The 24,725-nt window shown below is 61.8% G+C and carries 22 protein-coding genes; 8 read left to right on the forward strand and 14 right to left on the reverse strand.

The genetic code is table 11. From position 1 onward, the window contains the following. The first annotated feature begins 321 nt into the window (after positions 1 to 321). Positions 322 to 1,314 carry an adenosine kinase gene (locus tag GR212_RS28320; protein ID WP_163991809.1) on the forward strand — a complete coding sequence of 331 codons (993 nt, stop codon included), beginning with the start codon at positions 322 to 324 and terminating at the stop codon, positions 1,312 to 1,314. Positions 1,315 to 1,397: 83 nt separating this feature from the next. Here GR212_RS28320 and GR212_RS28325 read toward each other — a convergent pair whose 3' ends face one another. Both GR212_RS28325 and GR212_RS28330 read right to left on the reverse strand, forming a co-directional pair. Beyond that, positions 1,398 to 2,009, reverse strand: coding sequence for a cadmium resistance transporter (locus GR212_RS28325; protein WP_204326798.1), 612 nt, complete (start codon positions 2,007 to 2,009; stop codon positions 1,398 to 1,400). Positions 2,010 to 2,096: 87 nt separating this feature from the next. Continuing rightward, positions 2,097 to 2,636, reverse strand: a complete 540-nt coding sequence (locus GR212_RS28330) for an SH3 domain-containing protein (protein ID WP_163991811.1) — start codon at positions 2,634 to 2,636, stop codon at positions 2,097 to 2,099. A gap of 190 nt (positions 2,637 to 2,826) precedes the next feature. On the opposite strand from GR212_RS28330, the gene GR212_RS28335 reads away from it, so the two are divergent. Next, positions 2,827 to 3,828: a 2-hydroxyacid dehydrogenase gene (locus tag GR212_RS28335; RefSeq protein ID WP_163991813.1), complete on the forward strand. Its 1,002-nt coding sequence runs from the start codon at positions 2,827 to 2,829 to the stop codon at positions 3,826 to 3,828. 140 nt (positions 3,829 to 3,968) lie between these two features. Then, positions 3,969 to 5,282: a UDP-N-acetylglucosamine 1-carboxyvinyltransferase gene (murA, locus tag GR212_RS28340; protein ID WP_163991815.1), complete on the forward strand. Its 1,314-nt coding sequence runs from the start codon at positions 3,969 to 3,971 to the stop codon at positions 5,280 to 5,282. A 26-nt stretch (positions 5,283 to 5,308) separates the two neighbouring features. Here murA and GR212_RS28345 read toward each other — a convergent pair whose 3' ends face one another. The 6 genes from GR212_RS28345 to GR212_RS28370 all read right to left on the reverse strand — a co-directional run bounded on the left by GR212_RS28345 (position 5,309) and on the right by GR212_RS28370 (position 13,927). Then, the gene (locus GR212_RS28345; protein WP_163991817.1) at positions 5,309 to 5,788 is read right to left on the reverse strand and encodes a GNAT family N-acetyltransferase; all 480 of its coding nucleotides are present in this window, start codon (positions 5,786 to 5,788) and stop codon (positions 5,309 to 5,311) included. Next, positions 5,785 to 6,555 carry a molybdopterin-synthase adenylyltransferase MoeB gene (locus tag GR212_RS28350; RefSeq protein WP_163991819.1) on the reverse strand — a complete coding sequence of 257 codons (771 nt, stop codon included), beginning with the start codon at positions 6,553 to 6,555 and terminating at the stop codon, positions 5,785 to 5,787. Before GR212_RS28350 ends, GR212_RS28345 begins: the two co-directional genes overlap by 4 nt. A gap of 36 nt (positions 6,556 to 6,591) precedes the next feature. Beyond that, the gene (gene recF / locus GR212_RS28355) at positions 6,592 to 7,719 is read right to left on the reverse strand and encodes a DNA replication/repair protein RecF (RefSeq protein WP_163991821.1); all 1,128 of its coding nucleotides are present in this window, start codon (positions 7,717 to 7,719) and stop codon (positions 6,592 to 6,594) included. Positions 7,720 to 8,091: 372 nt separating this feature from the next. Then, positions 8,092 to 9,237 carry a molecular chaperone DnaJ gene (dnaJ, locus tag GR212_RS28360; RefSeq protein WP_163991823.1) on the reverse strand — a complete coding sequence of 382 codons (1,146 nt, stop codon included), beginning with the start codon at positions 9,235 to 9,237 and terminating at the stop codon, positions 8,092 to 8,094. Between the two features lie 83 nt (positions 9,238 to 9,320). Beyond that, on the reverse strand, positions 9,321 to 11,237 hold the full coding sequence (gene dnaK / locus GR212_RS28365) for a molecular chaperone DnaK (RefSeq protein WP_163991826.1): 1,917 nt from the start codon (positions 11,235 to 11,237) through the stop codon (positions 9,321 to 9,323). Positions 11,238 to 11,530: 293 nt separating this feature from the next. Further along, positions 11,531 to 13,927, reverse strand: coding sequence for a transglycosylase domain-containing protein (locus GR212_RS28370; protein WP_163991828.1), 2,397 nt, complete (start codon positions 13,925 to 13,927; stop codon positions 11,531 to 11,533). Between the two features lie 339 nt (positions 13,928 to 14,266). Here GR212_RS28370 and GR212_RS28375 point away from each other — a divergent pair, with 339 nt between their 5' ends. The 3 genes from GR212_RS28375 to GR212_RS28380 all read left to right on the forward strand — a co-directional run bounded on the left by GR212_RS28375 (position 14,267) and on the right by GR212_RS28380 (position 15,149). Continuing rightward, positions 14,267 to 14,455, forward strand: coding sequence for a hypothetical protein (locus tag GR212_RS28375; RefSeq protein ID WP_163991830.1), 189 nt, complete (start codon positions 14,267 to 14,269; stop codon positions 14,453 to 14,455). Positions 14,456 to 14,533: 78 nt separating this feature from the next. Continuing rightward, positions 14,534 to 14,656, forward strand: coding sequence for a hypothetical protein (locus tag GR212_RS37565; protein WP_281411083.1), 123 nt, complete (start codon positions 14,534 to 14,536; stop codon positions 14,654 to 14,656). A gap of 250 nt (positions 14,657 to 14,906) precedes the next feature. Further along, positions 14,907 to 15,149, forward strand: coding sequence for a DUF982 domain-containing protein (locus GR212_RS28380; RefSeq protein WP_163991831.1), 243 nt, complete (start codon positions 14,907 to 14,909; stop codon positions 15,147 to 15,149). Between the two features lie 231 nt (positions 15,150 to 15,380). Here GR212_RS28380 and GR212_RS28385 read toward each other — a convergent pair whose 3' ends face one another. The 5 genes from GR212_RS28385 to GR212_RS28405 form a co-directional block, all read right to left on the reverse strand. Beyond that, complete coding sequence (locus GR212_RS28385; RefSeq protein WP_163991832.1) at positions 15,381 to 16,241, reverse strand: SH3 domain-containing protein; 861 nt, start codon at positions 16,239 to 16,241, stop codon at positions 15,381 to 15,383. 707 nt (positions 16,242 to 16,948) lie between these two features. Further along, on the reverse strand, positions 16,949 to 18,406 hold the full coding sequence (locus GR212_RS28390; RefSeq protein WP_163991834.1) for an efflux transporter outer membrane subunit: 1,458 nt from the start codon (positions 18,404 to 18,406) through the stop codon (positions 16,949 to 16,951). A 354-nt stretch (positions 18,407 to 18,760) separates the two neighbouring features. Continuing rightward, complete coding sequence (locus GR212_RS28395) at positions 18,761 to 19,705, reverse strand: phosphoribosylaminoimidazolesuccinocarboxamide synthase (RefSeq protein ID WP_163991852.1); 945 nt, start codon at positions 19,703 to 19,705, stop codon at positions 18,761 to 18,763. A 146-nt stretch (positions 19,706 to 19,851) separates the two neighbouring features. After that, a complete protein-coding gene (locus GR212_RS28400; protein WP_163991836.1) occupies positions 19,852 to 20,535 on the reverse strand; it encodes a phosphoribosyltransferase in 684 nt (227 codons plus the stop codon). A 13-nt stretch (positions 20,536 to 20,548) separates the two neighbouring features. After that, positions 20,549 to 21,349, reverse strand: a complete 801-nt coding sequence (locus tag GR212_RS28405; RefSeq protein WP_163991854.1) for a pseudouridine synthase — start codon at positions 21,347 to 21,349, stop codon at positions 20,549 to 20,551. 356 nt (positions 21,350 to 21,705) lie between these two features. Between GR212_RS28405 and GR212_RS28410 the strand changes: the two genes are divergently transcribed. Both GR212_RS28410 and GR212_RS28415 read left to right on the forward strand, forming a co-directional pair. Then, a complete protein-coding gene (locus GR212_RS28410) occupies positions 21,706 to 22,425 on the forward strand; it encodes a response regulator (protein WP_163991838.1) in 720 nt (239 codons plus the stop codon). Between the two features lie 3 nt (positions 22,426 to 22,428). Next, complete coding sequence (locus tag GR212_RS28415) at positions 22,429 to 23,781, forward strand: ATP-binding protein (RefSeq protein ID WP_163991840.1); 1,353 nt, start codon at positions 22,429 to 22,431, stop codon at positions 23,779 to 23,781. Positions 23,782 to 23,844: 63 nt separating this feature from the next. Here GR212_RS28415 and GR212_RS28420 read toward each other — a convergent pair whose 3' ends face one another. Beyond that, positions 23,845 to 24,051, reverse strand: a complete 207-nt coding sequence (locus tag GR212_RS28420) for a hypothetical protein (protein ID WP_163991842.1) — start codon at positions 24,049 to 24,051, stop codon at positions 23,845 to 23,847. Positions 24,052 to 24,725: the final 674 nt, after the last annotated feature.

Below are 24,725 nucleotides of genomic sequence, written 5' to 3' on the forward strand. Positions count from 1 at the left end.
GCAAAAACAAAAAAGCGGGCTCGGCCCGCTCTTGGTCGTCCGGCCCCGCCGGACGGGTCCCCCCGGTGCACATGCCGCCAGTTCATCCGTGGTCGGCCCGCGTACCGGTGAGGCGGAAGGCATCATTCCTTCCCAGACTGGCTTGGAAGCCTTTTGAGCTTCCCATCCCAGCCGCTGATTAGGCTTTTAACGATGGAAAGTGACAGGCAAATGACTGATTGGAATTACGTTGGCCGCCCGCGCGCTGATTTTTCTTCCAAACTTCGGAAAAACCGATATTACCGGATACCGGCTATCACCAATACCGGGATCCTCCAATAGATGACTCGCTTCGATGTACTGACCGTTGGCAATGCCATCGTCGACATTATCGCCCGTTGCAATGATCAGTTCCTGATCGACAACAAAATCACCAAAGCAGCGATGAACCTCATCGACGCGGAACGCGCCGAACTTCTCTATTCGCGCATGGGCCCAGCCCTGGAAGCCTCGGGCGGCAGCGCCGGCAATACGGCGGCCGGTGTGGCGAATTTCGGCGGCAAGGCGGCCTATTTCGGCAAGGTCGCCGAAGATCAGCTCGGCGAGATCTTCGCTCACGATATCCGCGCCCAGGGCGTGCACTATCAGACCAGGGCGAAGGGCACGTTCCCGCCCACGGCCCGCTCGATGATCTTCGTGACCGAGGATGGCGAGCGCTCGATGAACACCTATCTCGGCGCCTGCGTCGAACTCGGGCCTGAGGACGTCGAGGAAAATGTCGTCGCCGATGCCAAGGTGACCTATTTCGAGGGCTATCTCTGGGATCCGCCGCGCGCCAAGGAAGCGATTCGCGATTGCGCCCGCATCGCCCACGCCAACGGCCGGGAAATGTCGATGACGCTCTCCGACAGCTTCTGCGTCGGCCGCTACCGCGACGAATTCCTCGACCTCATGCGTTCGGGCACCGTCGATATCGTCTTTGCCAACCGCGACGAGGCATTGTCGCTGTACGAGACCGACGATTTCGAAAAGGCGCTGAAGCTGATTGCGGCCGATTGCAAGATCGCTGCCGTGACGACCGGCAAGGACGGCGCCGTGATCGTGCGCGGCGACGAACGCTATGTCGTCGATGCCCATCCGATCGAGGAGCGTGTCGACACCACCGGCGCCGGCGATCTTTTCGCCGCCGGTTTCCTGTTCGGCTACACGCAGGGCCGGGGCCTGGAAGATTGCGCCAAGCTCGGCAATCTCGCCGCGGCTATCGTCATCGAACAGATCGGACCTCGGCCGATGCGGTCATTGTCGGAGGCCGCGAAGCAGTTCGGACTTCTCTGACGGAAATCCATCGCTTGTGATTGCGAAAGCCGCCCGTTGCGAAATGCCGGGCGGCTTTTGTTTTATGAAAATATTGAAACCGGTTAGTGCCACAGCAGCGTGGCGGTTCCGGCCTCGTAGAGGATCAGGATACCGAGCGCGATCAGAACGAACGGCACGATCCTGTGGCCGTGGCGCCTGATCGGCGCCCCCAGGGTCGGGTGGTTGACGAGCGAATGCGCGGCACCGAGCCAGATCGCCGTCAGCAGCGCGAAAATGCAGCCGATGGTCAGGACGTCATAGACCGAGCGCGTGGCGAAGATCGGCGTGTAGACGCTGATATTGTCGCCGCCATTGGCGATCGTCACCAGCGTCACGGCGACGATGTTTCCATGTCCCGCCGAAGCCTTTTCGTGGTCTTCCGGATCGTCGCCGGTCTCGATGCCGTTCCAAAGCTCCCACAATCTCCTCGCGCCGAAATAGATCGGCGCGAAGCCGAGCAGGCCGATATAGGTGGCGGGAATGACGAGGACGAGAAACGAAGCGATGACGCTGATGCCGTAAAGCGCGCCTATGCCGAGATACTGTCCGATGACGATCTGCTTTGTCCGAAACTTCGGATCGGCAAAGAAGCCGAGGAGGACGAAAATGTCGTCAATGTTCGTCGATGCGAACATGACGATGGCAACGCCGAAAACGCCCAGCAGATAGCCCAAGTTCGCCGGTCTCCTAGCCCGATGCCGGATATGTCATTGCGCCGGGAAAACCACCGGCTGCGTTGGTCGCGGAACGATGGGCAGTTGCTATTTGAAGGCTTCTCCGGGGTATGCGCCCCAGATCTCGGATTGCGCCACCCAGCCCTCCGTGCCGTCAGCCGTTACCATGCACCAGTCGCCGGTGCATTCGCGCACGCTCATCATCACGCCGGGCTGAAGCTTGGCGATGACGGCGGCCGATGGCAGTGCCTCGCGGCGCATGTTGACGAAGACGGCCTTGCCCTTGCCCTTCATCCAGGGAGCGGCGATGGCCGAGCGCTGGCCCGACAGCAGCGACTGGTTGACCCAGCCTTCGGTGCCGTCGGCATCGCGCACGCGCCGCCAGTTATCATATTCCTGGATGATTTCGACCGGCAGCCCCTGTTTGAGGTAGAGCCAGGATACGGCATAATCCGCGCTCGGGCCGATGCGCAGGTTGACGCGCTTCGATTTCAGCGTGACGAACCGTGGCAGCGGCAGGCCGCTCGGCCCCTTGGCTGCCTGGGCGGCGGCAAGATCGGCGGTGCCGGCGGCCATCATCAGGCCGATTGCGACAATGGCGCAGGACTTCAATGCTTTGCCACGCATGGGATTTCCGTTCGTTCGTCATGACAAAGGCGCCGTTCCGGCGACCTTTCGCTCCGGTGAGCGGCAAATCCTCGGATCGCGTCAGCGAGTTTTGTTTGTCTTCGCCTGCGGGTCTGGTAGAAATGCCCGGAACGGGAAAATTATCCCGCTTCTTGGTTAAGAACATCTGAACAAGGCATCGCCGCCCGCCATGACGACGAAGAAAAAACCGAAGGTCTACGTCACGCGCAAACTGCCGGATGCGGTGGAGACGCGGATGCGCGAACTCTTCGATGCCGAACTCAATATCGACGATCGCCCGCGCACCAAGGACGAGCTGATTGAGGCCGTCCGCTTCATCGACGTGCTGGTGCCGACAGTCACCGACCGCATCGATGCCGAGGTGATCGAGCAGGCCGGCCCGCAGATGAAGCTGATTGCCAGCTTCTCCAACGGCACGGATCATATCGATGTCGAGGCCGCAGCCCGCCGCGGCATCACCGTGACGAACACGCCCAACGTGCTGACCGAAGATACCGCCGACATGACCATGGCGCTTATCCTCGCCGTGCCTCGGCGTCTGGCGGAAGGTGCGCGCGTGCTGACCGACAATCCCGGCGAATGGGCCGGATGGTCGCCGACCTGGATGCTTGGCCGCCGCATCCACGGCAAGCGCATCGGCATCGTCGGCATGGGCCGAATCGGCACCGCCGTCGCGCGCCGTGCCAAGGCATTCGGCCTTTCGATCCACTATCACAACCGCAAGCGCGTCAATCCGGCAACGGAAGACGAGCTGGAGGCGACCTACTGGGACAGCCTCGACCAGATGCTGGCCCGCGTCGATATCGTCTCGGTCAATTGCCCTTCGACGCCGGCCACCTATCATCTGATCTCGGCCCGCCGCCTGGCGCTGCTGCAGCCGACGAGCTACATCGTCAACACGGCGCGCGGCGACGTCATCGACGAGACGGCGCTGATCAAGATCCTGCGCGAGGGAAAGATCGCCGGTGCCGGTCTCGACGTGTTCGAGAACGAACCGTCAGTCAATCCGAAACTGGTGAAGCTTGCCAACGAGGGCAAGGTGGTGATCCTGCCGCATATGAGTTCGGCCACGCTCGAGGGCCGTATCGACATGGGCGACAAGGTCATCATCAATATCCGCACCTTCATCGACGGCCATCGCCCGCCCAACCGTGTGCTGCCGTTTCGGTAAGCGAAGCGCTCTCACGCGTCGGACGAAGCGCGACGTACACCCGGCTTCAAAATTGAGCTTCCGTCTCTCTTGCCGGTCATGTGCATGTCACAAAGCCGGCCCAGAGGAGACGGCAAATACAAAACAGGAAGGCGGAAACGATGGCGCGGGCGCTGCCGCATGAGCGGGTTCAATACGTGGTCGAGGGCGGCTTCAGGCTGTCGGGCGAAATCGAGCCGAGCGGCAACAAGAATGCCGCGCTGCCGATCATCGCCGCATCGCTTCTGACCGATCAGCGGGTCGAGCTCAGCAATGTGCCGCGCATTCGCGATGTCGAGGCGCTGGTGGAGCTGATCCAGTCGGTCGGTGCCAAGGTGCGCTGGCTCGGGCGCAACGAGCTTGAAATCGAAGCGCGCGAACTGCGGCCGGCCAATCTCGATCCCGATCTCTGCGCCCGCATTCGCGCCTCCATCCTGCTCGCCGGCCCGATGCTGGCGCGCTGCGGCGAGATCACCCTGCCGCCGCCCGGCGGTGATGTCATCGGCCGTCGCCGCGTCGACACGCATTTCCTGGCGCTGGAACAGCTCGGCACCAGGATCGAGGTCAACAGCGTCTACAGCTTCCGCACGGAAGGGCTGCGCGGCGCGGATGTCTTCCTCGACGAGCCGTCCGTGACGGCGACGGAAAATGCGCTTTGCGCTGCCGTTGTCGCCGAGGGCACGACCATCCTGCGCAATTGCGCCTCCGAGCCGCATGTGCAGGACCTGGCGCGTTTCCTCATCGCCATGGGTGCGCGCATCGAGGGGGTCGGAACCAACATGATGACGATCCATGGCGGCCAGCCGCTCGGCGCCGTCACGCACCGGATCGGCCCGGATCACAACGAAGTCGGTTCGCTGATCGGCCTTGCCGCCGTGACCGGTTCGGAAATCACCATCCGTAGGGCCGGCGTCGAGCATCTGCGCTCCACACTGATGACCTTCGAGCGCCTGGGCATCCGCTGCCAGATCGACCGCGACGATCTCATCATCCGCTCCGGCCAGGAGATGAAGATCCAGCCCGATTTCGGCGGCCATATTCCGAAGATCGAAGATCAGCCCTGGCCGGCCTTTCCGGCCGATACCATGTCGATCGCCATCGTCACCGCCACGCAATGCGACGGCGTCGTGCTGATGTTCGAGAAGATGTTCGAAAGCCGCATGTTCTTCGTCGACAAGCTGATCGCCATGGGCGCGCGCATCGTGCTGTGCGACCCGCACCGCGCCATTGTCGCCGGTCCCTCGAAGCTGCGCGCCGCCCAGCTCGAAAGCCCCGACATCCGCGCCGGCATGGCCATGCTGATCGCGGCGATGTGCGCCGAGGGTACCAGCGTCATCAACAATGCCCAGCAGATCGAGCGTGGCTACGAGCGCATCGAGGAGCGGCTGAACGCCATGGGTGCCCGGATCACCCGCATTCCGCCGCGCGAGGCGTGACGGCGCTCTTCGAGAGCGAAAGGAGACTATGCGATCGCCTTGCGCATCTCGATCGACGTCGTGCGATCGAAGCCGGAATGGCGATTCTCGGCCGTTTTCTGGAAACCCCAGGCAGCGAAAGTGGCGTGATTGTCGATAAGCTCGATACGCGTTTCCAGCCGTAGAGTGCTGAGTCCAAGCTCTCGCGCTATGGCCTCCGCTGCGCCGAGCAGGCGTTTGCCGATGCCCTTGCCCTGGGCTGCGGGAAGCACCGCCAGCTTGCCGATATATAGCGCTTCCGCTTCCGGCCGACAAAAAATACAGCCGGCTATTCGATTGCCGTCGAAGGCAACATAGCCGATTTCCTCGCCGGCCTTTGCCTTCAGCGCTTGCGGCGTGAGCGCGAGCGCGGAGGAGGGCGGATCGATCCGTCCATCCATATAGGCGAAGGACATAAGGATCAGATCGAGCAAAGCGTCCCAGCCGTCGAAGCTGCCGTCCAGGCGGCGAAGCAGGATATCGCTCATTCGGCGGCGACCCGGGCGCGTTTGCGGCGATAGCGCACGGTTTCGAATCGCGCCGAAAGCCCGTCATAGAGCAGCAGGCGACCCACCAGCGGCTCGCCGATGCCGGTAATGAGCTTGATCGCCTCCATCGCCATCAGCGTGCCGATGACGCCGGTAAGTGCGCCGATGATGCCGGCTTCCGCGCAGCTGGGGATGAGGCCTTCCGGCGGCGGTGCGGGAAACAGATCGCGATAGCGTGGGTTGAGGTTGCCATCGGCGTCGTTTTCATAGGGCTTCAGCGTGGTCACCGACCCGTCGAAGCGGCCGACTGCGCCGGTCACGAGCGGCAGACGCGCCGCCTCGGCCGCATCGGCGGCGGCATAGCGCGTATCGAAATTGTCGGAACCGTCGATGACGAGATCGAAGCCGGCAAGGTGCCGCGTGGCGTTATCGGGGCTGAACCGTTCCTCGAATCGGATGACGCGAACATGCGGGTTCAATCGCGCAATGGCGTCGGCGGCACTCTGCGTCTTCAGCTCGCCGATCGTGCCCGTATCGTGAATCACCTGCCGCTGCAGGTTGGAAAGCGAAACGCGGTCGTCATCGGCAATGCCGAGCGTGCCGACACCGGCGGCGGCGAGATATTGCAGCACCGGCGCACCGAGACCGCCGGCGCCGATGACGAGCACGCGCGCCGCTTTCAATCGCTGCTGGCCGGCGCCTCCGACCTCGGGAAGGAGGATGTGGCGGTGATAACGGGTGATTTCGTCTGAGCTCAGGGGATCCATGCACGCAACTCTATCACAATCGCGGCGCAGGAGACGCTAGGATTTCGTAATGCCGCCATGCGCGACGTTAAAGAATTGCGCGCGTTCGCCGAGGGCCGAGAACATGGCCTTGTCCGTGCCGGTCATGAAGGACTGCCCGCCCAGCGCGTTGATGAGATCGAAGAGAGCCGCGCGCCGGCCTTCGTCGAGATGCGCGGCGATTTCATCGAGCAGCAGGATCGGCGCATGGCCGGTCAAATTGCCGACAAGGCGCGCATGAGCAAGAATGAGGCCGACAAGCAGGGCTTTCTGCTCGCCCGTCGAGCAGCGTTCTGCTTCCATGTCCTTTTCGCGATGACGCACGAGGAGGTCGACACGATGCGGACCATCCAGGGTGCGGCCGGCAGCCGCGTCACGGTAACGCCCTTCGCGCAGCATGTCGGCGTAGGTGTCTTCCAGATCGACGGCCGGCCGGTCGAACTGCCCGTCGAGGAAGCCCGAAAGCTCCAGGGCTGCCGAGGGAAAAGGCGTCGTCTCGCGCGTTTCGGCGATCAGCCGCGAGAGAAGGCCGAGCATCTCTTGCCGCGCGATCGCCATGGCGATGCCGAGGCTCGCCATCTGCTCTTCGATGCCTGCAAGCCAGGATGGATCGAACCGGCTTTCGGACAAGAGCTTGTTGCGGCTGCGCATGGCGCGCTCGAAATCGCTGGCGCGGCGCCCGTGTGCCGGATCGAGCGATAGCACCAGCCGGTCGAGGAAACGGCGGCGTTCCGAGGAGCCGCCCGTGAACAGGCCGTCCATGGCCGGCGTCAGCCAGAGAACGCGCAAATGGTCGGTCAGTTCGTCCACCGTCTTGGCCGGCGTGCCGTTGATTCTGAGCCTGCGGGCGGCGGTCTCGTCGCTCGTATCGATACCGGTGCCGATTTCGACTGTTCCCTCCATGCCCTCAAGCTCGGTGAAGATCGAAAATCCGCCCGGAGCATTGACGCGGGTGATATCGGCATAGGCGGCGCGGCGCAGGCCGCGCCCGGGCGACAGCAGCGAAACCGCTTCCATAAGATTGGTCTTGCCGACGCCATTGTCGCCGGTCAGCACCACATGCCGCTCGTCAAGCGCCAGCGCCGCCGCCGCATAGTTGCGGAAGTCGGTGAGCTTCAGGCGCGAGATGAAAACCCTGTTCGGCATCGGTCTTTCGGATTCTTGATCGATGGCCGAGGGGTATGCCGAACATTGGCCAAGTGCAAGGTTTTTGCCGCCAGTTTCCGGGGCAGTGGAATGGAATGACGTCAGCGGCCACCCTCGTTCCATCGACAGGCTCAGGATGAGGGTGGAGTGAGCTTCGGGTTGAGGTTGATCGAAGCAGCAGGCCGAGCGAGAGAATCGGTCTCATGATGAAAAGGGGGCGGTGTGCAGTGCGGATCGGCCCTCATGCTGAGAAGGCCCGCAGGGCCGTCTCGAACCACGAGGGCGGGTGATTCGCCGCCAAACAAAAAATCCGGCCGAATCATCGGCCGGATTCATGTGAAACACTTTGATTCGTCGCCCGGTCTTTGCGGCTCAGTCGCTGAACGTATCGAAGAAATCCTTCATGCGGGCAAAGAAGCCGGTCGATTCGGGATTGTTGTCCTTCGAAGAGATCTGCTCGAACTCCTGCAGAAGTTCGCGCTGGCGCTTGGTGAGCTTTTGCGGCGTCTCGATCTGGATTTGGATATAGAGATCGCCGATCTGGCTCGAACGCAGCACCGGCATGCCCTTGGCCTTCAGGCGGAACTGCTTTCCGACCTGCGTTCCCTCGGGAACGGTGACGCGTGACTTGGTGCCGTCGAGAGTTGCCACATCGAAGGTGCCGCCGAGCGCCGCCGTCGTCATCGAAATCGGCACGGCGCAATAGAGATCGGCGCCATCCCGCTGGAAGAACTCATGCGGCTTGACGGACAGGAAGATGTAGAGATCGCCCGCGGGCCCGCCACGCAGACCTGCTTCGCCTTCGCCCTGCAGGCGGATGCGCGTGCCGTCTTCGATGCCGGCCGGAATGTTGACGGAGAGCGAACGCTCCTCGGTCACGCGGCCCTGGCCGTGACATTTCGTGCAGGGATCGGGAATGATCTGGCCGCGGCCATGACAGGTCGGGCAGGTGCGCTCGACCGAGAAGAAACCCTGAGCGGCGCGCACCCGGCCGGAGCCCTGGCAGGTGCCGCAGGTCTTCGGCTGCGTGCCGGGCTTGGCGCCCGAGCCGGAACAGACGTCGCAGGTGATCGAGGTCGGCACGCGAATCTGCGCCGTCTTGCCGATGAAGGCTTCCTCGAGTGAGATTTCCATATTGTAGCGAAGATCGGCGCCGCGCTCGCGACCGCCGGAAGAGCGACCGCGCGCGCGTCCGCCACCCATCATCTCGCCGAAGATATCCTCGAAGATATCCGAGAAGCCGCCGCCGCCGAAACCGGCTCCGAAGCCGCCACCGCCGCCCATGCCACCATGCTCGAAAGCAGCGTGGCCATAGCGGTCATAGGCTGCGCGCTTCTGCGGATCCTTGAGCGTTTCGTATGCTTCGTTGATTTCCTTGAACTTCCGCTCGGCGCTGCTGTCGTCCGGGTTCTTGTCCGGATGAAATTGCATTGCCAGCTTGCGAAAGGCGCTCTTCAGCTCTTTCTCGTCCGCCGTTTTTGAGACGCCCAATGTCTCGTAAAAATCCGCTTTTGCCATTAAGGATAAGACCCCGGAAATGGATTTCCGGCTGCCCGAAGGCAGCCGGATCTAAGTCTCTCAGAGAACCTTTCGGTTCACGCTTATGCAGACCGCTTGCGGTCGTCATCGTCCTTGATTTCCTCGTAGTCGGCATCGACGACGTCGTCCTTGCCGGCTGCCGAAGCATCGGCCGAGGGGCCTTCAGCCTGCTGGGATTCATAGATCGCCTGGCCGAGCTTCATGGAAACTTCCATGAGGGTCTGGGTCTTGGCCTTGATGTCTTCTGCATCCGGCTCGGAAGCTTCCGTTGCCGTCTTCAGCGCAGCGATCGCGTCGGAGATCGCGGTGCGATCGGCTTCGCTGACCTTGTCGCCGTAATCCTTCAGCGACTTCTCGCTGGAATGGATCAGGCTTTCAGCCTGGTTCTTGGCTTCGACGCCTTCGCGACGCTTCTTGTCTTCAGCGGCGTGGGCTTCCGCATCCTTGACCATCTTTTCGATGTCGGCGTCGGAAAGACCGCCGGAAGCCTGGATGCGGATCTGCTGTTCCTTGCCGGTGCCCTTGTCCTTGGCCGAAACCTGGACGATGCCGTTGGCGTCGATATCGAAGGTGACTTCGATCTGCGGTACGCCACGCGGTGCCGGCGGCAGGCCGACGAGGTCGAACTGGCCGAGCAGCTTGTTGTCGGCGGCCATTTCGCGCTCGCCCTGCGATACGCGGATGGTCACGGCCGACTGGTTGTCATCGGCGGTCGAGAAGGTCTGCGACTTCTTCGTCGGGATCGTCGTGTTGCGCTCGATCAGACGGGTGAAGACGCCACCCAGCGTTTCGATGCCGAGCGACAGCGGGGTCACGTCGAGCAGCAGAACGTCCTTGACGTCGCCCTGCAGAACGCCGGCCTGGATAGCGGCGCCGAGTGCGACGACTTCATCCGGGTTGACGCCCTTGTGCGGCTCCTTGCCGAACAGCTGCTTGACGACTTCCTGTACCTTCGGCATGCGGCTCATGCCGCCGACCAGAACGACTTCATCGATTTCGGCAGCGGTAACGCCGGCATCCTTGAGGGCTGCCTTGCACGGAGCGATGGTGCGCTGAACGAGATCGTCGACCAGGCTTTCCAGCTTGGCGCGGGTCAGCTTCAGCGTCAGGTGCTTCGGGCCGGTGGCGTCTGCCGTGATGAAGGGCAGGTTGATTTCGGTCTGCTGAGCGGAAGACAGCTCGATCTTGGCCTTTTCGGCAGCTTCCTTGAGGCGCTGCAGAGCAAGCTTGTCGCCCTTGAGGTCGATGCCGTTGTCCTTCTTGAACTCGGCAACGAGATATTCGACGAGACGCATGTCGAAGTCTTCACCGCCGAGGAAGGTGTCGCCGTTGGTCGACTTCACTTCGAAGACGCCGTCGCCGATTTCCAGGATGGAGATATCGAAGGTGCCGCCGCCAAGGTCGTAAACGGCGATGGTCTTGCCGTCCTTCTTGTCGAGGCCGTAGGCAAGTGCCGCAGCCGTCGGCTCGTTGATGATTCGCAGAACTTCAAGGCCGGCGATGCGGCCGGCATCCTTGGTTGCCTGGCGCTGCGCGTCGTTGAAGTATGCGGGAACGGTGATGACGGCCTTTTCGACCTTTTCGCCGAGATAGGATTCAGCGGTTTCCTTCATCTTCTGAAGGATCATTGCGGAAATCTGTGCGGGCGAATAGCCCTTGCCTTGGGCTTCGACCCAGGCGTCGCCATTGTCACCCTTGACGATCGTGAAGGGAACGAGGTGCTTGTCCTTCTCGACGGTCGGATCTTCGTAGCGGCGGCCGATCAGGCGCTTGACAGCGAAGAGGGTATTCGTGGGGTTCGTGACAGCCTGGCGCTTGGCCGGCTGGCCGACGAGACGTTCGCCATCGTCGGAGAAGGCAACCATCGACGGGGTGGTGCGGGCGCCTTCGGCATTTTCGATCACTTTCGCGTCTTTACCGTCCATGACGGCGACGCAGGAATTTGTAGTTCCAAGGTCGATACCAATTACTTTTGCCATGTCATTCTCTCCTTGAAGCAAGCTGTCGGAACCCCTGTCAGGCATTCCATTGACAGCCCCTTACGGGATGGTCTTGAGGATTGCGCAGCCATGACTGCGGTGATGCCGCGTATATAAGTAGCGGTTTTACTGACTGCAAGGCAGGAAATAGCCTGAAATCCAGCAAAACAAATGGTTTGTCGTCCAAATTCCGCTCGGCCCTATGTGCGCCGCGGGCCGGTGGATTTGACGCGACCGCGTATCAGAGCAGCCTTGCGGCAGCCATGCAAGCGGCAAGGTGCAAAATTGCGATTTTACCGGCCGAGGATGACATCGAGCAGCGAGGAACGATGCGGCCGCGCGGTTGCGGCAGGAACGCCGCTGTCGCCGATATCCGCCGGCGGAATATCGCCGCTGTCATAGGGGTTCGAGCTGTAGGGATTAGGGTCGTCGGCAAGGTTGGCCGGCGGCAGATCCTGCGGGTCGTCGTTGGCGGCGGTCTGGTTGACGATCTGCGGCTGGACCGGCTGCTGCGCCGGCCTTTGCTGCAGCGTCGGCTGCTGGATCGGTTGTCCCGTATCGCCCGCACCGGAAATGATGTTGCCGATCGTCGTCGGCTGGTCGCCGGCCGGTGCCGTCTGCGCCACGGGCAGGCCGTTGTCGATGATCTGACCCCCGCCGAAGATCGGCGTCGGCGTGATGCCCTTGTGGGCGGCGATCATGAATTCCTTCCATGCCCTCGCCGGAAGGCCGCCGCCGGTCACCTTGCGCATCGACTTGCCGTCGTCATTGCCGAACCAGACGCCCGTGGTCAGGTGGCTGGTAAAGCCGACGAACAGCGCGTCGCGGAAGGACTGCGTGGTCCCGGACTTGCCGGCGGCCTGCCAGCCGGGAATGCGCGCCGATTTGCCCGTTCCGTAGGCGATGACGCCGGCCATCATCGCATCCATGTTGGCAACGATATCGGGATTGAGCACCCGTTGCGGATTGTCGGTATTGACCTGGTAGAGCACCTTGCCGGAGGCGGTCGTTACCTTGGTGATGACGTGCGGCGCCACCTTGAAGCCGCCGTTCATGAATGTGGCATAGGCGGAAGTGAGCTCCAGCAGCGACACCTCGGACGTGCCGAGCGCGATCGAGGCATTGGCCTGCAGGTCGGATTCGATGCCGAGGCTGCGCGCGACCTTGATGACCTGGTCGGGGCCGACTTCGGCGACGAGCTGCGCGGCAACGGTATTCAGCGATTTCGCAATGGCAGTGGCGAGCGTCACGGGGCCGCTATAGCGCTGTTCGTAGTTCTCCGGTGACCAGTTGCCGATCTTCACCGGCATGTCGTTGCGGATCGAGTTGGGCGTCAGACCCATCTCGAGCGCGGCGGTATAGACGAAAGGCTTGAAGGCCGAGCCCGGCTGGCGCTTGGCGGTCACGGCACGGTTGAACTGGCTTTGCGCGTAGTCGCGGCCGCCGACCAGCGCGCGCACGGCGCCCGTCGCGTCGACGGAAACCAGCGAGGCCTGCGAGGCGTTCAGCTTCTTGCCGTCCTTTTCGAGCACGTCGCTCAGCGCCTTCTCGGCCTTTTCCTCCAGCGACATGTCGAGCGTGGTGTCGACGATCAGGTCTTCCTTGATGTCGCCGCCGATAAGCTTCGGCAGCTGATCCATGACCATGTCGGCGACATAGTTCTCGGCGCCGCTCCAGTAGCTTTTCGATCGGGTCGGCGGTTGCGACATTGCCGTCTTGATGTCGGCCTCGGAGATGAAGCCTTGTTCGTGCATGGCCTGCAGCACCAGCTGCGCGCGGGCTTCGGCGGCGGCGGGATCGCGGGCGGGCGACAGCCGTGACGGCGCCTTGACCAGACCGGCCAGCATCGCCGCTTCGCCGAGATTGACGTCCTTGGCCGATTTATTGAAGTAGCGCCGCGAGGCCGCCTCGACGCCATAGGCGTTGGAGCCGAAATAGACGCGGTTCAGGTACATCGTCAGGATCTGGTCCTTGGTGTACTTGTGCTCCAGCCAGAGGGCCAGCAGCACTTCCTGCACCTTGCGTTCCAGCGTGCGGTCCGGCGACAGGAACAGGTTCTTGGCGAGCTGCTGCGTCAGCGTCGAACCGCCCTGGACGGCGTGCCCGGTCACCACGTTCGTCACGACGGCGCGGGCAAGGCCGATCGGATCGAAGCCGAAATGCGAATAGAAGCGACGGTCCTCGATGGCGATGATGGCTTCGGGGATGTAGGGCGACATGTCGCTGAGCGCCACAGCCTCGCCGCCGGTCGTGCCGCGGTTGGCAAGCAGGGCGCCGTCGAGGTCGTTGATCTTTACGTTCGGCGGCCGTTCGGGGATGGACCAGGTGCTGGCGCTCGGCATGCGCGAACCGTAATAGGCGACGAGGCCCGCAAGGCCGATGCCCACCCAGAGGCAAAGCACGAGGCCCCAATAGATCGTGGCGCGGATAAAGCCGAAAAAGCCGCGTCGCGGACGCGCCCGTCGTGCAGGCTTGCGTTTGCTGGGCGCGCGGCGAGGCTTTTGGACCACGGGTTCTTCCTCGTCGTCTTCGTCCTCTTCCTCTTCGGATTCCGGCTCTTCGTAATAGGTCTTGGACGAGCGCCTGTTGCCGACGATGCGCTCGCCTGCATTGAATCCCTCATCGGTGCGTTCCCGGCCGCTGGAAAAGGATGGTTCTATCCTCTGGCGTGATTTCTTCTTATCTGCCATTGCCGGCCGGTCGTACCTCGGTGCCCAGTGTTCCCATGTCTTCTATCAGGCTGATCGCAGCGGCGGTAGAAATCTTTGAGGCCGCCCGGCCGCTCTCAGCCGGCGCGTCACCCAGAAAGCCGATCCCGGCTGTCGAGGCGGGCAACCCGCCATTCGTCCACGAACCCCTCGTGAAGACATCAAGTCCCGCCTGAACTGTAAATGCGGCGATTTAAGGAGGGATTAAGAACAATTCCGGCCCGGATCCCGGCGCGCTGACCCGCCTGCCACCCAACGCATCGGGGAACCTTTCGGCGTCCCGGGCATTATCCTCTCACAAAAGAAAAAGAGGGCGAGCAAATGAGTTCACTGATCAAGATAGAGGAAATCAGCGAGAGCAAGCTGCGCGAAGTCTGGAGCGTCGAGGATTTTGCCCGGCGCCACCGGATCTGCAAGGAGGAGGAAGCCCGGCTGAAAAAGCTGTTCGGCGACTTTGCGACCAAGCAGGAGTTGCTCTCGAACGCGCAAAGGCCGCCGCAGTTTCGTTGAAAGGAATTGGCAGGCCCGGCGCGATGTTCATTGCGGACCGCCGCGACCGAAAGGTTCGCAGCGGAGGAGGCTATGTCAATGTGGAAGCGTTTCGAACTTTGGCTGGTCGATCAGATCGACCGCATATTCGGGCTGGAATGGCTGGCTCGCCGCGCCGGGTTTTCACCGGACGAGGCAAAGCGGATTGCGCGCGAGAAATAGATATCAGGCATCGATCCGGAGCGCCCGGATAGTCCTGAACTTTCATCGACATGTCAGTCTTCAAAAAATCCGAGGGAATGCGGCGTTTGCGTTGGCGGAAAACGACGCCATCCGCCGGATGCGTCGATACTTCGCGTATGACACGCAATCTTCCGTATTTTCGAATGCTCTGATCGAGGTTATACTACTGTCATGTGACCGTCTTGGAGGGCGGTTCCCAGCAATTGGCAACGCGTGAGGAGGAGTGTTCATGCGACAAGTCAAATGGAGCAATCCAATCGAGATCGGTTTTGCTCAGGATACGTTTCAGGTCGTGACAGGCCCGTACGAGGCCCTCAACTGCATGGCCAACCTATGGCCCGACCGGCGCGGTCCGCTCTACGTGGCGGCGCGAAGCCTTTGCCGGGCGGCGATCGACGGTCGCAAGTCGGCCGAAGAGGCACGGGAAATGTTCATTTCGGCGACGCGGGAAGCGCACCTGAAAATGCACTGACGCGCAACGGCATGGACGGGCCGTTTGACCGCTTGAAGCTTGCGAGCCGACGAAAGCGCCGCGAGAGACGAAGTGGTTGAACCCGTATAGGCTTCCATAATCCCTCGATTTTGACGCCGCTGCCGCACTCCGCAGCAGCTCTGCATCTCTTGAAATCGGATCTATCTCAACAAAAAGGCCAGTGACTTCGAAGGTCGCTGGCCTTTCCTTTTTCAGACTATCGGGCTGCCGTCAGCGGTTCGAACCTCGGACGGACATGCGGCAATTCGGTTCCGACGCCGGGCAACTTTCTCTGTGCTCGGGGCTGTAGGGTCCGGGAGCGCCGGCATTCGGCCGCGGATTGCCTTGCGGCTGCGGTCGCGGTTGAGCCTGCGGCTGCTGACGCTGCGGTTCGGGACGCGGACGGCTGTCGGGACGATTGTTGTTGTCGCGCGGGCGGTCCGGCCGGTTGCCCCAATCCTGGTTGTTGTCCGGCCGCTGGCGGCCCCAGTCGCGGTTGCCGTCGCCTTGTCCGTCCCGATTGCGATCGGGACGGCGATCCCAGGTGCGGTCCGGACCATTGTTCCAGTCCGATCCGCGGTTCCAATCGCGGTTGCGGTCGGGGCGGCGGTCCCAATTGCGATCCGGCCCGTTATCCCATCCCGGAGCATTCCGATCCCAGCCGCTGTCAGGGCGGCGGTCGACCCAGCCGGGGCCACGACGCCAGCGGTCGCGGTCACGATAGAAGTCACGGCCGCGATAGTAGCGACCCCAGTAGTCATCGAAGTTGAAGACCACCGTCGGGATGCCGAGCGGCCGGTAATATTGCGGGCCCACATAAATGCGGCGCGACTGGTAGGTTGCCTGTATGTACTGGCCGGCGACCCATCCACGGCCGCCATAGAAGGAGACGTCGCACCAGGGCGTCTCGTTGAGGCAGCCGTTGATCTGCAGCGGCACGCCGACGGGGATCATGGTCACCGCCGGATAGGCGGTGCTCGGACCCGATCGCATGTTGACGTTTGCGGTGGCGAAGCCCTCCGCTGCTTCGGCGACGGCCGGCAGCGCGATGAATGCCGCCAGCAAGCTTGCGGCAAGAACCTTGAACCTCATATACACTCTCCCTTTGCACACCGCCGCCGCGAGATCGCTGCCCGGTGCCTGTTTCGCGATAGTGCGCCTACCCCGGCGCTATTCGGTAAGACTTCCCAAATTCGGCAAGATAAAGGCCTGCGCATGCACGGAATCTGATAGGATTCCACGGCGCCTCTTCAATCTTTGCATGTGTTTTAAGAGTATCGGCATGAATGCAGCTTGAACGGCCACTGGCGGGACGCACAAAATCGGCTGATTTTTTTGACAGGCTTTCCCTGTATTTAGGCGCGATACTGCCGCTCCGGCGGCAACTACTCGAAGTCCGATCGGGGAAATTGGAGAGATGGCCTTGAAATAGCCACCTTGCGCTCCGATATACGGTCCAGTCATGCAGCCGATGGGTGGCTGGCGCGCTGGAAAGCGAGCCGTTTTCGTCCGTCGTGAGAGTGAAAGTGGCGTTAACCCTTGGTTAACCTTTCATGATCAATCTGGTTGCAGTTCCGCATTGCCTTTGACCACGGATGTACTGGCACTGATGCGATAGCGGATGACGAAAGGCCGGATCATTCCGGCCTTTTTGTTTTTATGGAAATGGCGTGCTTCATGCGAAAGCGGAGCGCGCCATTTCCATTTTCAGCATCATTCATTCCCGCGCCAAAAAGAAAAACCGCCGCAGTTGCCTGCGGCGGTTTTGAGAATGTGCCCGGCGATGCCGGACGATCTTGTCAGTTCACCTTCTTGGCCGAGACCTTGACGACCTTGGCCTTTTCAGGAGCCGCGGCGACAGTCGTCTTGCCAGCCGGCACATAGCCGGCACCGATGGCGACGTTCAGTGCAATATAGTCGTTCGCACTCTGCTGAACGGCCTGCGCCAGGCTCTGCTGGGCAGCGGTCACGTTACGCTGCGCGTCGAGCACGTCGAGCAGGGAAGACGCACCGTCCTTGTAGCTTGCGGTCGAGAGCTGGAGGGCTTCCTCATAGGACTTGACCTGGGCGTGGAGAGCCGAGACCGTCTGTGCATCGCGGGTAACGGCCGAAAGAGCGTCTTCGACCTGTTGGATCGCCGTCCTTACCGTCTGCTGCCAGATGATATACTGTTCGCGGCTCGAGGACTCTGCAGTCTTGACACCGGCGCGCAACGCACCGCCATCGAAGATCGGCAGGTTCAGCGACGGACCGAACGACCAGCTGGTCAGGCCACCGCTTACGGACGAGCTATGAATATAGGTCGGTGAAATCGCGCCGCTGAGCGTGATCGACGGGAAGAGCTTCGCTTCCGCCACGCCAATCTGGGCCGTAGCAGCGGCCAGGTTGCGCTCTGCGGCACGGATGTCCGGACGATTGCGAATGAGATCGGCGGGAATACCCGTGCGAACGTTGCCGCGGAACACCGGCTGTCTGCCGCCGCCCTGCATCTGAGTGATGATCGTGGACGAAGGCACGTTCAGCAGCGTTGCAATGTGGTGGACGGCCTGGCGGTAGCTGATTTCGAAACCGGGAATGGTCGAAAGCGTCGAGTTGACGAGACCTTCGGCCTGAACCACGTCGAGGCGGGATGCCGCACCGGCTTCGAGCTGGAACTTGGTCAGCGAAAGCGTGTCACGCCGGGACTTGAGGTTTTCCTGGGCGATCGCCACAAGTGCCTGGTAGTAGCGGGCGTTGACGTAGCTGGTGGCCAGATCCGACAGATAGGTCAGGCGCGCAGTGTCGACGTTGGAATAAGCAGCATCGAGCGAAGCGTTGGCGCTTTCCTTGGCCCGGCGGTACTGACCCCAAAGGTCGAGCAGCCACGAAGCCGAGGCGCTGCCGCCGGACTCATTTCGCGTTTCAGTCTGGGTACGCAGCGAGCCCTTCTGGCCGCTGGTCGTATTGTCGCCTGTCACGGTCAGGCTTGGGAGGCCGCCGGCACCGGCCGTAACGACCGCGGCTTCAGCCTGATTAATAATTTCCAGCGACTGCTGGATGTTGAGGTTCTGGGCAAGTCCTTGTGCGGCGAAGGCGTTCAGCTTGGAGTCACTGAAGGCGGTCCACCATTGCGACCCGGCGATATCGCCGTTCATCTTCGTACCGCCCTCCGAGAATTTGGCCGGGAGAGGCATTTCCGGTGGTTTATGGTCTGGGCCGCTAACGCAGCCTGCCAAAACAAGCAGCAGGGCGGGGGCGGCAGTACGAATGGAAACCATCACATTGTCCCACAATTCAATTTACATGATCAGTGTTTTTTCGGGATCGACGTGATCCCATGTGTCGGCGCTTCCAGCCTTACGCAATACAAACAATGAACCCGAAGCGGTCGGCGTCAATCTAGCAATGAGTTTTGCAATAGCACAGTGGCTTTTACGAATTCTCGGCTGCGAACATATGTGGGATCGGGCGAAATATCAGGGTTCTGGTAAAAAAAATCTAAAGTGTTGCAAAAAACATACCCTTTTCCACACCACTCAGGGATGCATGGCATCCGCGAATCGGTGATCGATGCAACCCTCGGAAACTGCCCGGCAAATCAGCGCGGTTCAAACGACCGCTTGGACTGTCTCTCAGGTAAAGTAGCGCGCCAGACTTGCGCGAACCCGGTCGCGCGGCGTTGCGCCGCGATCGTCGGGCACGAAAGGTGTACCCGTTATCGCCTCGAAGGCGCGGATATAGACCTTTGACGTCTGCTCGACGAGATCGGCCGGAATCTCCGGAATATCGTCCTTGTAGGGATCGCAGCGTTCCGTAACCCAGGCGCGCACGAAATCCTTGTCGAAGCTTTCCGGGCGCGCGCCCTTGTCGAATCTGTCCTGATAGCTGTCGGCCAGCCAGTAGCGGCTGCTGTCGGGCGTATGGATCTCGTCGGCGAGGATGATGGTGCCGTTCTCGTCGGTGCCGAATTCGTATTTGGTGTCGACGAGGATCAGTCCACGCTTGCGGGCGATTTCCTGTCCGCGCGCGAACAGGGCAAGGGCGTAGTTCGAAAGCGTCTGCCATTGCGCCGCGGTCAGGAGCCCGTGCTCGACGATCTGCGTCGGCGTCAGCGGCTCGTCGTGGCCGCCGTCGAATTCCTTGCTCGTCGGCGTGATGATCGGCTCCGGCAGGATCTGGTTGTCGCGCATGCCGTCCGGCAGCGTGATGCCGTACATCTCGCGCTCACCCTTCTTGTAGAGTGTCAGGATCGAGGTGCCTGTCGTGCCGGCAAGATAGCCGCGGACGACGACTTCGACGGGCAGGATGTTCAGCCGCTTGCCGACGACGACGTTCGGGTCCGGATAGTCGATGACATGATTCGGGCAGATATCGCGCGTCTGTTCGAACCAGTAGCGCGCCGTCTGCGTCAACACCTGGCCCTTGTAGGGAATGCAGGTGAGAATGCGGTCGAAGGCGCTCAGCCGGTCGGTGCTGATGATGATGCGGCTGCCATCGGGCAGGTCGTAATTCTCGCGCACCTTGCCGCGATAGTAGTTGGGCAGTTCCGGGAAATGGGCTTCGGAGAGAATTCGCAACGCGTCCACCAGCAGGCTCGTGCATCCGCCCGACGGATGCTTCTTCAGCGGACCCTTAGCGCATTGCGGCCGGAATCGGAACGGCTTTCACATATAATAATATGTAAACCGGTTCTCCTGGTGGGCTCACAGCCGCGGAAAATCGGTCAGCCGGGGCGGTGCCAACAGCCATTTTCGCTCCGCTCCAGGATCGGCGTCGAAAAGACGCCGACGATCCGTCCGCTCCATGCCTTGCCATCCATGTCGACACGGTCCCGCCAGCGATCGGATTGCAGCATGGCCGCGCCGATCACGACAGGCTCGATGCCGCAGGATGCCAACAGGGAAAGTCCGGAGACGATCGAGGCGCCGCTGGAGATCACGTCGTCGATCAGCGCCACCCGCTTTCCCTCCAGCAACGGCAGCATCCGCGGGTCTACATAAAGACGCTTCTCCTGGTTCGGCGTCGTGATGGAAGAAAGCGCGACCGACAGTTCGTCGCGATACCAGAACTTGCGCGATGTTCCGAGCGGGACATAGCGTGGATGGCCGAGCGCGCGGGCGACGGCGGAAGCCAGCGTCAGGCCGAGCGTCGGCAGGCCGGCGACGACATCGACATCGTGCGCCGCGATGCGTGCCGCAAGCGCCTCGGCCAACGCGTCCTGCACGGCAAAGCTCGCCTGATTGACGATCAGCGATGCGAGCGCATGTTCGCCGTCGGCCAGGACGCGGATCGGCAGACGCAACTGACGCCCGTCCGGCAACTCCGCCACATGGAAATCCGGGCGGGCCTCCGTGGGATCGAAGCTGCCGGGCGCATGCAGCTCCTGCCAGAAGTCATGGGGTTGCATCGCATTCCGCCTTCTATCTGTTGATCTTCATTCCCGCGCGCCGGTGCAAGCCGAGGATTTCGGCCTCGCTCAGCGCTCGCACGCCTCCTTTCGGCAGATCGCCGAGCGCGATATCGCCGAAAGCGACGCGCACCAGCCGCAGGCATTCGATGCCGAGTGCCTCCAGCATGCGCCGGATCTGCCGGTTGCGGCCCTCCTTGAGCTCCACCTCGATCCAGCTGTGACGGTCGCCGTTGCGCAACAGGCGGGCCGAGCTCGCGGTCAGAAGCTCGCCATCGTCGACGATACCGCGCTCCATGCGCGCAAGCTGTTCCTGATCCATGATGCGATCGACCTGCACATGATAGGTCTTGCCGACATGGCTCACCGGATCGAGCAGAGCCTGAGCCAGCACGGTGTCGTTGGTAAAAAGCAGCAATCCTTCGCTTGCCTTGTCCAGCCGCCCGACGGGGGCGAGGTGACGGGCATCGACTTCCTTCAGGCAATCGTAAACCGTCGGCCGCCCCTCGGGATCGTCGCGAGTGGTCACCAGCCCGCGCGGCTTGTTCAGCATGAAATAGAGTTTTTTCTCCGCGGCGACCTCGATGCCATCGACCGCGAATTTCGAGCGCTCCAGATCGACCCAGGTGGCGGGATCGGAGATCGTCCGCCCGTCGACAGTCACCCGGCCGGCCGCAATCAGCGCCTCCGCCTGCGTGCGGGAGCAATAGCCGAGCTTGGAAAGCGCCCGCGGCAAGGTCACGCGCTTGCCTTCGGGCTCCTGCCGGCTTCTCGCCGTCTTGCCGGATCTTTGCGGTGATTGCCGCTGGCTCACCCGTCTTGCCTCATGATCTTCATTGCAGTGACCGCGCATCGCGCCGGTGAAGGACATTCCTTTCGCACGGGGATGGGCGGGACGCAAATCGCATTGCCGGAGAAAAGGCAAGTTCGAAAGGCAGACAGGGCTCGCATTTCATGGATGCGAGCCCTGTCGCGGACCGGAGCGGGCGATGGGGGTCGGGTAGACGGCAATAGGGTTGCCGTCATTCGCTCCGGAGGGATCCCGGTTGCATGGGAAACTGCACTGCTTCTTTTGCTGGGATTTTTCAAAAGAGGGGAAATTTGTTACAGTTTGTAACGCCGACCGTTTCCCTGTTGCCAAAACGACCTCTCGCCCCGCATGGAAGGGCCATGGTTTCCGCATCGCTTCTTCTGGTCGAGGACGACCGCGAGATTAGGGCACTCCTGGAGGAGTTCCTGAGCCGCGAGGGTTTTTCCGTTCAGGCCACCGAAAGCGCCGCCGCCATGGATCGTGCGCTCGCCAAGGGTTTTCCAGATCTCATCATCCTCGATCTGATGCTGCCGGGCGAAGACGGCCTGTCGGCATGCCGTCGCATCCGTGCGCGCAGCCAGGTGCCGATCCTCATGCTGACGGCGAAATCGGAGGATATTGATCGCATCCTCGGCCTCGAAATGGGCGCCGACGATTATCTCGGCAAGCCGTTCAATCCGCGCGAACTTCTGGCGCGCATCCGCGCCATCCTCCGCCGCTCCAGCCCGGAGCGGCCGGAAGACGCCAATATTCCGTCGAGGCGCAAGCACTTCGCCGGCCTGACCGTCGATCTTGACGGCCGGGTGATCGAGATGGAAGGCGAGCGCCTCGTGCATCTGACGACGGCCGAATTCGACCTGCTCGTCTGCTTCCTCGAAAGGCCGCGTCGCGTCCTATCGCGCGATCAACTGCTCGACTGGACGCGCGGCCGCGGCGCCGATCCCTTCGATCGCACCATCGATGTTACCGTCTCCCGCCTGCGCACCAAGCTCGGCCATTGCCTGCCCGATGGCGCCCACATCATCACCACCGTGCGCAATGCCGGCTATCTTCTCACCACCGACGTGAAGGATGTCTGAGCCATGCTGAAACTCGGCCTCGTCGCCCGCATCATCATGATCGTCGCCGTGGCGCTGTTCGTCATCCAGCTCGCGGCGTTTCTTGCCGCGCAGCTGAAGCCGGATACGTCGTTCAACCCGGAGCTGTCGCCGGCCATGCAGGTCAAGACGGCGGTCCGTCTTCTCGATGCCGTTCCGCCCGAGGCACAGCCGCTTGCCGTAAGGGCGTTGAGTGCCAATGGCCTGGCGATCCGCCTGGCGGATGCGCCGGCGCCCGGACAGAAGGACGAGACTTCGGACCTGACGCTGACCGACAAGCTGGCCCGCGAATTCGCCAGCATCGCCCTCGGCAACCGCTATTTCAACATGCGCTCGCTGTCGGAACGGCCGCAGGGCTGGTTCTCCGTCGGCGCGCCGGATCGGATCATGGAGGTGTCGGTCGGCGTTGCCGGCGGCAGGATCGCCGTTTTCAATCTGCCCGATACGCCGACGGTGCGATTGCACGGGATTCCGGTCGGCCTCATCGCCGGTATTCTCGGCATGATGGTCGCGGTCATTGCCATTGCCGCCGTGGCGCGGGAAACCCGGCCTCTGACCCGCTTGTCCCGCACCGTCAATTCGATCGGCAACGGTTTGCAGCCGGTCCACATTCCCGAAAGAGGAGCCTGCGAGCTGCGCATGCTGATCAAGGCGATCAACGCCATGCAGCTGCGCATCGCCGCCCTGGTCAGCAACCGCACGCTGATCATCGGGGCGATCTCGCATGATCTCCGGACTTATCTCACCCGTTTCCGCCTGCGCATGGAGATGATGCCCGACACGCCGCATCGCGAGCGGGCGATCGCCGATGTCGAGGCCATGCAGCGGCTGGTGGAGGATGCTCTCGGCTTTGCCAGCAGCACCGTCGTTTCGGATGGCCGGAACATCGCCGATCTCGATACGGCCATTCAAGGTCACCTCGCCGAGCGTCAGGACGGGCAGGGTCTCGTTGTCTTCACGCCGATCGGGCAGCCGGTCGCCGTGACGATGCCGGAGCTGGCGCTGGCGCGGGTGCTGGACAATCTCATGGATAATGCGCTGCGGTATGGCGGCCAGGCCGATATCGCCGTCGAGCGTCGTGGCGATCAGGGAGCCATCGTCGTCGGCGATCGCGGGCCGGGCATTCCCGCGGACCGGCGCAAGGAAGTGCTCGAACCTTTTGTGCGGCTCGAGGAGTCGCGTAACCGCGATCTCGGCGGCAGCGGCCTGGGCCTGGCGATCGTTCGCCAGATTCTCGATGCGCATGGCGGCGCGCTATGCCTGGAAGATCGCCAAGGAGGCGGCCTGAACGCCGTTGTCCTGCTGCCGCTGGCTATGATGGAAAAGAAAGCAGCCTGAAACAGGCGCAATTGTCTGACATTCGCGCGGTTGCGCGATCGGCCGTTGCGCTGGGTTGCCTGCTCAATGGCAGGTCATGAATTTCCTGAGCTCTTCCCTGCTCAGCACGATGCCGGCGGCCGCCTTGGACGGATCCGGATGCGTGTAGGTAAAGCTCGGCAGGTCGGGCAGATCCAATGCTTGGCGCATGCTCATGATGCCGAGTGCGCGGCGGCCATTGGCGCTGTCGAAGCTGACTTCGATGATGCTTTCCGGTCTTGTCGTGTGCATTGTTTCCTCCCTTCCCCAATATATAACAGAAAGATCATGTAAAATCTTGGTTTTTCTGCGGCTTGCGGCGGATGGATTCGCCCGCGAAATCATTCCATCGTCCGGTGGATTGCGGGGCAATGCCGAGCGGGATTTCCTGAGCGCGCTTCAAGGAAAGTGTCGGCACGTCGCCTTGCGGAAAATTTTACCATCCGGACAATATTTTCATCTCCTCATTGGTACATTTTCCTCTCTTTCCCCTGGTCATTACAAATATCCTATTAAAACCAGTGCGTTACAAAAATGTCAGAATTTTTACAGAGGCGGTGTTGACTATATCGGGTTGGGGGGTCTATAAGCCCGATCACTGACGAGGGCGGCGGCGCTGCTGGCGACGAAGTCCTTCGCTCTAGTGTTTCCTGGATTGGCTGCGATGCTGATTGTTGGTTCTGGGCTTAAGTGCCTGGGATTGCGGGAAGGAATTTCGACTGGGTTTTTCTGGTCTGTTGTTTGACAATTGAAGAAGAGAAGAAAGAGAAACGTGGGCGGCGAAGCTTGCGGGACCGGAAGAGATTTCGGTTCTGGAAAGAGACTTCGACGGTTACGTTTTGAACAAGAGAATACACCTCGTTTTGGCGCAGTGATTGCGTTTTGAGACGAGTGTGAGTTCTCGTCGATTCAGAATGACGTGATTT

The sequence above is a fragment of the Martinezella lusitana genome (assembly GCF_010668395.1).
In the GTDB taxonomy this organism is placed as follows: domain Bacteria; phylum Pseudomonadota; class Alphaproteobacteria; order Rhizobiales; family Rhizobiaceae; genus Rhizobium; species Rhizobium lusitanum_A.